7 protein-coding genes and 1 pseudogene are annotated in these 8354 nt (G+C 48.7%); 7 read left to right on the top strand and 1 reads right to left on the bottom strand.

Annotated elements, in window-relative coordinates:
• A pseudogene (locus L5L77_RS22705) lies at nucleotides 1-117 on the bottom strand (GGDEF domain-containing protein); the annotation flags it as partial.
• A gap of 1057 nt (nucleotides 118-1174) precedes the next feature.
• Here L5L77_RS22705 and hisG point away from each other — a divergent pair.
• The 7 genes from hisG to hisF all read left to right on the top strand — a co-directional run bounded on the left by hisG (nucleotide 1175) and on the right by hisF (nucleotide 8260).
• A complete protein-coding gene (hisG, locus tag L5L77_RS02525) occupies nucleotides 1175-2074 on the top strand; it encodes an ATP phosphoribosyltransferase (protein WP_263186875.1) in 900 nt (299 codons plus the stop codon).
• A 3-nt stretch (nucleotides 2075-2077) separates the two neighbouring features.
• Nucleotides 2078-3400: a histidinol dehydrogenase gene (gene hisD / locus L5L77_RS02520; protein WP_263221968.1), complete on the top strand. Its 1323-nt coding sequence runs from the start codon at nucleotides 2078-2080 to the stop codon at nucleotides 3398-3400.
• A gap of 75 nt (nucleotides 3401-3475) precedes the next feature.
• Nucleotides 3476-4678, top strand: a complete 1203-nt coding sequence (gene hisC, locus L5L77_RS02515) for a histidinol-phosphate transaminase (RefSeq protein WP_263186877.1) — start codon at nucleotides 3476-3478, stop codon at nucleotides 4676-4678.
• Nucleotides 4679-4779: 101 nt separating this feature from the next.
• A complete protein-coding gene (gene hisB / locus L5L77_RS02510; protein WP_263186878.1) occupies nucleotides 4780-5871 on the top strand; it encodes a bifunctional histidinol-phosphatase/imidazoleglycerol-phosphate dehydratase HisB in 1092 nt (363 codons plus the stop codon).
• Nucleotides 5872-5902: 31 nt separating this feature from the next.
• Complete coding sequence (gene hisH, locus L5L77_RS02505; RefSeq protein ID WP_263186879.1) at nucleotides 5903-6697, top strand: imidazole glycerol phosphate synthase subunit HisH; 795 nt, start codon at nucleotides 5903-5905, stop codon at nucleotides 6695-6697.
• Between the two features lie 70 nt (nucleotides 6698-6767).
• Nucleotides 6768-7505 (top strand): 1-(5-phosphoribosyl)-5-[(5-phosphoribosylamino)methylideneamino]imidazole-4-carboxamide isomerase, encoded by a 738-nt coding sequence (gene hisA, locus L5L77_RS02500; RefSeq protein WP_263186880.1) that lies wholly within the window; start codon nucleotides 6768-6770, stop codon nucleotides 7503-7505.
• The gene (gene hisF, locus L5L77_RS02495) at nucleotides 7487-8260 is read left to right on the top strand and encodes an imidazole glycerol phosphate synthase subunit HisF (RefSeq protein WP_263181523.1); all 774 of its coding nucleotides are present in this window, start codon (nucleotides 7487-7489) and stop codon (nucleotides 8258-8260) included. Before hisA ends, hisF begins: the two co-directional genes overlap by 19 nt.
• Nucleotides 8261-8354: the final 94 nt, after the last annotated feature.

Raw genomic sequence — 8354 nt, 5'->3', positions numbered from 1 at the left:
GGTATGGTTATAAAAGATAAAATGATTGTGCTTGTCCAAAACAGCGAGGCCATTCTCGCTTAGCCGTAAGGCTTCGGTTAAAAAGGGGTAAACAGACTCAAGAGATTCTTTTTCCATCGATTATTCCTAGCAATGACGCTTTTAGAGAAGATCTCCGACATGTTTAGATTAGCAGCGTTCTACACTAATCACAGCGTCTTTGTCTTTACCCCCATATTACCGCAACGGGATTGGCTCTACCGCGATATAAATCCCACACATTCGGCAAATAAGCTTTAAAAATCAGATCCAATACTTTGATAATTTACGATTTTACGGCCAATTTACTGAGTTACAGTGGCGCGCGCATTTTTCACCAGAGGTATACGACAAAACATTAGATGCAGTCATGAAGCTTGAGCCCTGAAGAAGTTAGCCATGTTCATAAACTTAGAAACCCTAGGTTTCTACTCAACGTATCGGAGAGTAAATACCATCATGCTAAGCATGTGTGAGTCGTATCAGCAAACGCTAGATCCAAATAATTGAAGTGATAAGCTCTCAATAGTTGAAGTAAAATGTCAGCCTGTGTAATTTTCAAATACACTTTTATCCACTTTCAACATCCCACCAACAAAAATGCTCAATAACTTTATTTAACGATAACCCTCTGCCTTTCACAAAAACGCATAAATATTCTCATTTAATTCAAATTGGCTGTTGCAAAGGCTCATAAAAGCGGTTAGTTTAAATCCACTAATACGGATAGACGTCCGTAACAACGCATTCAAGGCTTAACTGTATTTCGACTGCACTTTATTTCGAACAGTTGGGCCAATAACGTTAAATACCGAGAGAGTAAAATGAGCCCACTACTGAACGCTATCCACCACCATCACCACCATATGCGGTAGCCTTCGGACGCTCACTGCCGGAGGACTATATCCTTCTGGCGGACTGATTCAAGATGATCATAAACCCCTGGAAGGAATTCCGGGGGTTTTTGCATTTAGGCGTTAATTTGGGTTTTAATTTACATAAGCAACTTTAGATATTTAATAAATTATCAATACGTTAGCTAGAGCACTTAGCTAGATTCCTTAGCTAGGACCCGTTGAATGGCAAGGCGTATTAAACCGATTGAACAACACTTTTTGAATCTTTTAATTTTGATACTTTTGAGCGAGATAACACTATGACCGAATCGAACCGTTTACGCATCGCCATCCAAAAATCTGGCCGTCTTTCTACTGACTCTCAGCAACTGCTAAAAAGCTGTGGTGTTAAATTTTCCATTAATGAACAACGCCTTATCGCTCATGCCGACAATATGCCTATCGATTTACTGCGCGTTCGTGATGACGATATCCCAGGATTGGTGATGGACGGCGTGGTTGATATGGGGATCATCGGTGAAAACGTACTCGAAGAAGAACAAATCGAGCGTCAAACCCTGAACAAACCCGCAGATTGTCTCAAACTGCGTCAGTTAGATTTCGGATCATGTCGCCTCTCGTTAGCCGTACCGACAGAATTCAGTTACGCCGATGCCTCCTCGTTAGAAGGATTACGCATTGCCACTTCTTACCCGAACCTGCTGCGCCGTTTTATGCAACAAAAAAGCATAACTTATCGCGACTGTATGTTAAAAGGTTCGGTTGAAGTCGCCCCACGCGCTGGCCTTGCCGATGGGATTTGTGATCTCGTGTCGACAGGCGCTACCTTAGAGGCCAACGGCTTATACGAAACCGAAGTGATTTACCGCTCAATGGCCTGCATCATTCAATCGACCCAAACCCAATCGCCGACTAAACAAGCACTCATCGACAAAATTCTGTCCCGCGTCAACGGCGTTATCCGCGCCCGTGAGAGCAAGTACATACTGCTACACGCGCCAACCGAAACCTTAGATCAGATCGTCGCCCTGCTGCCCGGCGCTGAAAACCCAACCGTATTACCATTAAATGATGATACTAACCGCGTTGCTATCCACGCCGTCAGTACCGAAGATTTGTTCTGGGATACCATGGAACAGTTGACCGCACTCGGTGCCAGCTCGATTCTGGTGATGCCAATCGAAAAAATGATGGGGTGATCTATGGAAATCCTAACTTGGTCCACCTTATCAACCGCCGAGCAAAAAACGGCGCTGAAACGCTCGCCTTTAATTGGTGACAGCGGCTTAGAGCAAAGCGTTCGCGCCATTATCGATGCGGTGGCGACGCGGGGTGATGCCGCCATTGCCGAATTTAATCAAAAGTTTGATGGCTTCAATAGCGCGACCAAAGATTTAAATGGACAAGGAAGTGGTGAGCTGCGCATGGGTGAAGCCGAGATTACTGCAGCAAGCGCACGAGTATCACCAGAGCTGAAAGCGGCGATAGCCAAAGCCATGGCGAATATAGATGTGTTTCACAGCGCCCAGCAATTTAGCCCGATTGATATGGAGACCGAGGCGGGAGTACGCTGCGAGCTACGTAGCGAACCGATTGAAAAAGTGGGTTTATATATCCCCGGTGGCAGCGCACCATTAATTTCTACCGTGATGATGCTTGCCCTCCCCGCCAAGATCGCCGGCTGCGAACAAAGAGTATTGGTCAGCCCACCGCCGATCAACGATGCCATTATCTATGCAGCCAATGCCTGCGGGATCACTGAAATCTATCAAGTGGGCGGCGCACAAGCCATTGCGGCACTGGCCTTTGGCACAGAAACGATTCCGGCGGTCGATAAGATTTTTGGCCCAGGTAATCGCTATGTTACTGAAGCTAAACGTTTAGTGTCACAAGATGGTCGCTGCACTGTGTGTATCGATATGCCGGCTGGTCCTTCTGAGGTGTTGGTGATTGCCGATAGCGACGCGAATTGCGAATTTATCGCCGCCGATTTGCTTTCACAAGCTGAGCACGGCCCTGATTCACAAGTGATTTTAGTGACGGATTCGCAAGCTATCGCGGACGGCGTGAATGACGCACTGACAAGACAACTCGCCGTCCTGCCGCGTTGTGATATCGCGGCAACGGCGCTATTGAGCAGTCGTACTTTGGTTGTGGACGATATGCTGCAAGCCGCGCAGGTTTCTAATCAATATGGGCCTGAGCACTTAATCATTCAAACGCGCTTTCCCCGTGAGTTGCTGAAAAACATTCGCGCCGCTGGCTCGGTATTTTTAGGCGCCTATACGCCTGAATCAGTTGGTGATTATGCCAGTGGCACCAACCACGTGCTGCCGACTTACGGTTACAGCCGCGCCGTGTCGAGCCTGTCATTAGCCGATTTTAGCCGCCGCTTTACCGTGCAGGAACTCAGTGCTAAGGGCTTAATCGGATTGGGGCAAGCGGTCATGACGTTAGCCAGTAACGAATTGCTCGATGCGCACAAAAATGCCGTCGCAGTACGTTTAGCTAGCCTAGAGAAATGATCCGCTTAAACCTTAAGTGAACAACTCTTAAGTGATTAGTCCTTAAGTCTATAAAAATAGAGCTGAGTGAAGAAAATGAGCCAAATGATCAGCATGGAAAAGACAGCAGAACCCACAGTATTAACGGCATCAAAGTTAGCACCATCAACGTTAGCGCAATCGGCGTCGCTAAATTTAGCCGAGCGCCTAGCGCGCCCTGAGTTACTGGATTTAACGCCCTACCAAAGTGCCCGCAGACTGGGCGGTCGTGGTGATATTTGGATCAATGCCAACGAATCCCCCTTCAATAATGTCGATACGGCAGCACTCGATTTATCGAAATTGAATCGTTACCCAGAATGCCAACCGCCGCAGCTTATCAATGCCTACAGCGAATACAGCGGCGTGAGCACCAGCAAGATAGTCGCCAGCCGCGGCGCCGATGAAGCGATTGAACTGTTAATTCGCGCCTTTTGTATACCAGGCGTCGACAGCATTGCCTGCTTTGGCCCGACGTACGGCATGTATGCCATCAGCGCGAACACCTTTAATGTAGGCGTTAAAGCGTTAAATCTCAGCGCGGAATATGGCTTGCCGACAAGCTATGCCGAGGACGTTCGCGGCGCAAAACTGGTGTTTATCTGCAATCCCAATAATCCGACCGGGACTGTGATCGACAAAGCCATTATCGAGCAAGCAATCAAAGCCCTGCCCGACGCGCTTGTAGTGATCGATGAGGCCTATATTGAGTTTTGCCCTGAATACAGTGTGGCGGATTTGCTGGAAAGCTATCCGAATCTGGTGGTACTGCGCACCCTGTCAAAAGCCTTTGCTCTCGCCGGAGCACGCTGTGGTTTTATGCTGGCAAATGAGGCCGTAGTCGACATCATTATACGCGTAATTGCGCCCTATCCTGTGCCGCTACCCGTGAGTGAAATCGCCACCCAAGCGCTATCAAGCGCTGGCGTTGCGCGGATGAAAGTGCAAGTTGCACAATTAAATGAGCAAGGCGCCAGGCTCACCGCGGCGATCAGCGCTTATTGTTCAAAATCGAATAGTTCAGATTCGCGCGCCCGCGTGCTTAAGCCTAACGGCAATTATGTGCTGGCTGAATTTGATGATGTCGCCAAGGTCGCGGCGTTACTGCAAGGCAGCGGCGTTGTCGCCCGCGCCTACAAAGACCCAAGGCTTGCCAAGGCTATCCGCTTTAGCTTTAGTTCAAAGGCGGATACCGATGTGTTAGTGAATTTATTTGAATCGCAACACACTGAGCAGTCACCAGAAACGAATAATAAGTAACTGAACATAAAAACTAATAAAACCAATAAAAAGCGAATGCAACGCTGAAAGTTAAATCAGCTTAAGCATTAGCTAAACGAATTGAATTTAAAGGTAGAGCCATGAACCCACAATTTGTCCCGAACGTTGCACAAAAAATTCTGTTTATCGACCGCGATGGCACCTTGATTGAAGAGCCCATCACCGACAAACAGGTCGATAGTCTAGCGAAATTAGTGTTCGAGCCACAGGTGATCCCAGCTTTGCTACGTCTGCAAAAGGCAGGATTTCGTTTAGTCATGGTCAGCAATCAAGACGGCCTTGGCACACCGTCTTTCCCGCAGGAAGATTTCGATGCGCCCCACAATATGATGATGCAAATCCTCAAAAGCCAAGGGGTGAACTTCGAAGATGTGGTGATTTGCCCACACTTTAACGATGAAAATTGCAGCTGCCGTAAACCTAAGCTTGGGCTAGTAAAAGACTACCTCACCCAAGGCTGCATCAATTTCACCCAATCAGCTGTAATTGGTGATCGCGAAACCGATGTGGAACTCGGCAATGCCATGGGCATTAAAAGCCTGAAATATCAACGCGAAACTTTGGGCTGGAATGCCATCGCTGATGCGCTGCTCAATAAAGGCCGCACAGCCACGGTCGTACGTACCACCAAAGAAACCGACATTCGTGTGACTGTTGATCTCGACAGCCCCGTTAAAGGCAACATCGACACAGGCATTGGCTTTTTCGACCACATGCTCGATCAAATTGCTACCCACGGTAATTTTAGAATGGATGTGAAAGTCGATGGCGATCTGGAAATCGACGATCACCACAGCATCGAAGACACGGCACTAGCCATAGGTGATGCCCTGCGCCAAGCGCTCGGTGACAAACGCGGCATTGCCCGTTTCGGCTTTAGCCTGCCGATGGACGAAGCTAAGGGTGAGTGTCTGCTGGATATCTCTGGCCGCCCTTTTATCAAGTTCTCGGCCGATTTTGAGCGCGAGCATGTGGGCGAAATGGCCACTGAAATGGTGCCGCACTTCTTCCGCTCCTTTGCCGATGGCCTGCGCTGTACGCTGCATGTGTCGACGCAGGGCGATAACGATCACCACAAGGTTGAAGCCCTGTTTAAAGTGCTCGGCCGCGCGCTACGCCAAGCAGTTAAAGTTGAAGGCGATATTCTGCCATCGAGCAAAGGCGTGCTTTAAGGCATCAGCATAAATCGTTTAAGAGGTTAGGATGCAACAAGACACTCTATTAACAGCTGGCCAGCAATTAACAGCAAATGAATCATCAGATGCTGAAACCGTCATCATAGATACGGGCTGTGCCAATTTAAACTCAGTACGTTTCGCCTTCGAGCGTTTAGGCGCTAAGGTGTTGGTCACAGACGATAAAGCCAAAATCAAAGCGGCAAAACGTGTGGTGCTGCCAGGTGTGGGCACAGCGGGTGCCGCCATGGCATCCTTGCATGAAAAAGGCTTGGTCGAACTCATTCAAGGCCTGACTCAACCTTTGCTGGGCGTGTGCCTTGGAATGCAAATGTTGGCAGCGATTTCTAAGGAGCGCGGCGGAAAAGGTCAAGATTGCGAGTGCTTAGGCATAATCCCCACCGACATTTGCGAGCTGGATACTGAACTACTCAAAGCTGAAGGCTTGCCTTTACCGCACATGGGCTGGAACCAACTTAAGCTAACAACAAACTCACAAGGCGCCAACAGCCCTAGCGTTCACCCACTGTTTGCGGGCATTGAAGATGGCAGTTATGTTTATTTCGTCCACAGTTACCGCGCGCCGTTGAGTGAATTTACCTTAGCCCAATGTTCCTATGGTGAAGGCTTTAGCGCCGCCATCGGCAAAGGCAACTTTATGGGCGTGCAGTTCCACCCCGAAAAAAGTGCCGCCGTGGGCGCGCAAATTCTGTGTAACTTTTTACTGATGGACGAGTTGCAAATGAACGAAGCGCTGATGAACGAAGCGCAGCAAGGCAGCTCTGCTAATGGCCAAGCGGGTTTAAAGAAGGCTGACCAATGAATAAATTACTCATTAAAAAACTAGTTATTAATAAATTACTTATAAATAAATCAATTAAGGATCTGAGCTTATGATTATTCCTGCGATTGATTTAATTGATGGCAATGTCGTCCGCCTTTATCAAGGCGATTACGGCCAGCAGACCACCTTTGATTTAAGTCCTTTGGCGCAGCTGCAATCCTACGAGGCTCAAGGCGCTAACTGGTTGCATATCGTTGATTTAACAGGCGCGAAAGATCCCGCTAAACGCCAAACTCGCCTTATCAGTGAACTCGTGGCGGGACTAAACGCTAACATTCAAGTGGGCGGCGGCATTCGTACAGAAGAGCAAGTCACTGAATTATTAGCTATCGGCGTAAAACGTGTGGTGATTGGCTCGCTGGCGGTGAAAGAACCTGAGTTAGTTAAACAATGGTTTATCAAGTACGGCAGCGAGGCAATTTGCCTCGCTCTTGATGTGAATATCAACCAGAGCGGTGAGAAAATGGTCGCCGTATCCGGTTGGCAAAGTGGCGGCGGTAAGAGTTTAGAATCCCTTGTAGAAACCTTTAGCGCTGTCGGCTTAAAGCACGCGCTAGTGACTGACATTAGCCGTGACGGCACCTTAACGGGCGCAAATACCGCGCTTTATCAAGAAATTGCTGCAAGTTATCCCGATATCGATTGGCAAGCCTCCGGCGGTATTGCGACCCTTGATGATGTTGCCGCCGTGCGTGATAGCGGTGCTGCGGGCATCATTATAGGCAAAGCCTTGCTTATCAATCAGTTTAACGTGGTGGAGGCAATCCAATGCTGGCCAAACGACTAGTCCCCTGTTTAGATGTGAAAGACGGTAAAGTAGTGAAAGGCGTACAGTTTCGTAACCACGAAATTGTCGGTGATATCGTGCCCTTAGCCGCGCGTTATGCCGAAGAAGGCGCCGATGAGCTGGTGTTTTATGACATTACCGCCAGCGCCCACGAACGTGTGGTCGATAAATCTTGGGTGAGCCGCGTGGCGGAGCAGATTGATATTCCCTTCTGCGTGGCAGGTGGCATTAAAACCATTAGCCAAGCCCGTGAATTATTAGCCTTTGGGGCGGATAAGATTTCGATTAACTCGCCCGCCTTAACCGATCCGAGTTTGATCTCACGCCTGCAGGACGAGTTCGGCCGCCAGTGTATCGTGATTGGCATCGACTCCTTTTTCGATGACACCAGCAACAGCTATAAGGTAAAGCAATTTACTGGCGATGAAGCGGCGACTAAGGATACGGCGTGGTTCACCCAAGACTGGGTTGAAGAAGTGCAAAAAAGAGGTTGTGGTGAAATAGTGCTCAATGTGATGAACCAAGACGGCGTGCGCGGCGGCTATGATATCAAGCAGTTAAGTCTTGTTCGCGCCATCTGCGACGTGCCTTTAATTGCCTCGGGCGGCGCTGGGACTATGGCACATTTCCGCGATGTATTTATTGAAGCCAAGGTCGATGCGGCGCTGGCAGCGAGCGTATTCCACAAGGCGATTATCAACATTGGTGAGTTAAAAGCCTATTTAGCGGCCGAAGGCATTGCGATTAGGCGCTAGCTATTGCAATTAGACGCTCGCGGTCAATCGTTTATAGCGAGCTAATGCGCCTGCCGCTACAGTAAGAGCATGAGCAAGCAACCCGAATATGCCG

It is taken from the genome of Shewanella sp. SM29 (assembly GCF_025654245.1).
GTDB classification, from domain to species: domain Bacteria; phylum Pseudomonadota; class Gammaproteobacteria; order Enterobacterales; family Shewanellaceae; genus Shewanella; species Shewanella oncorhynchi.
Note: the sequence above shows the minus strand (reverse complement) of the source record. Positions and strands in the feature narration are given on the sequence as shown.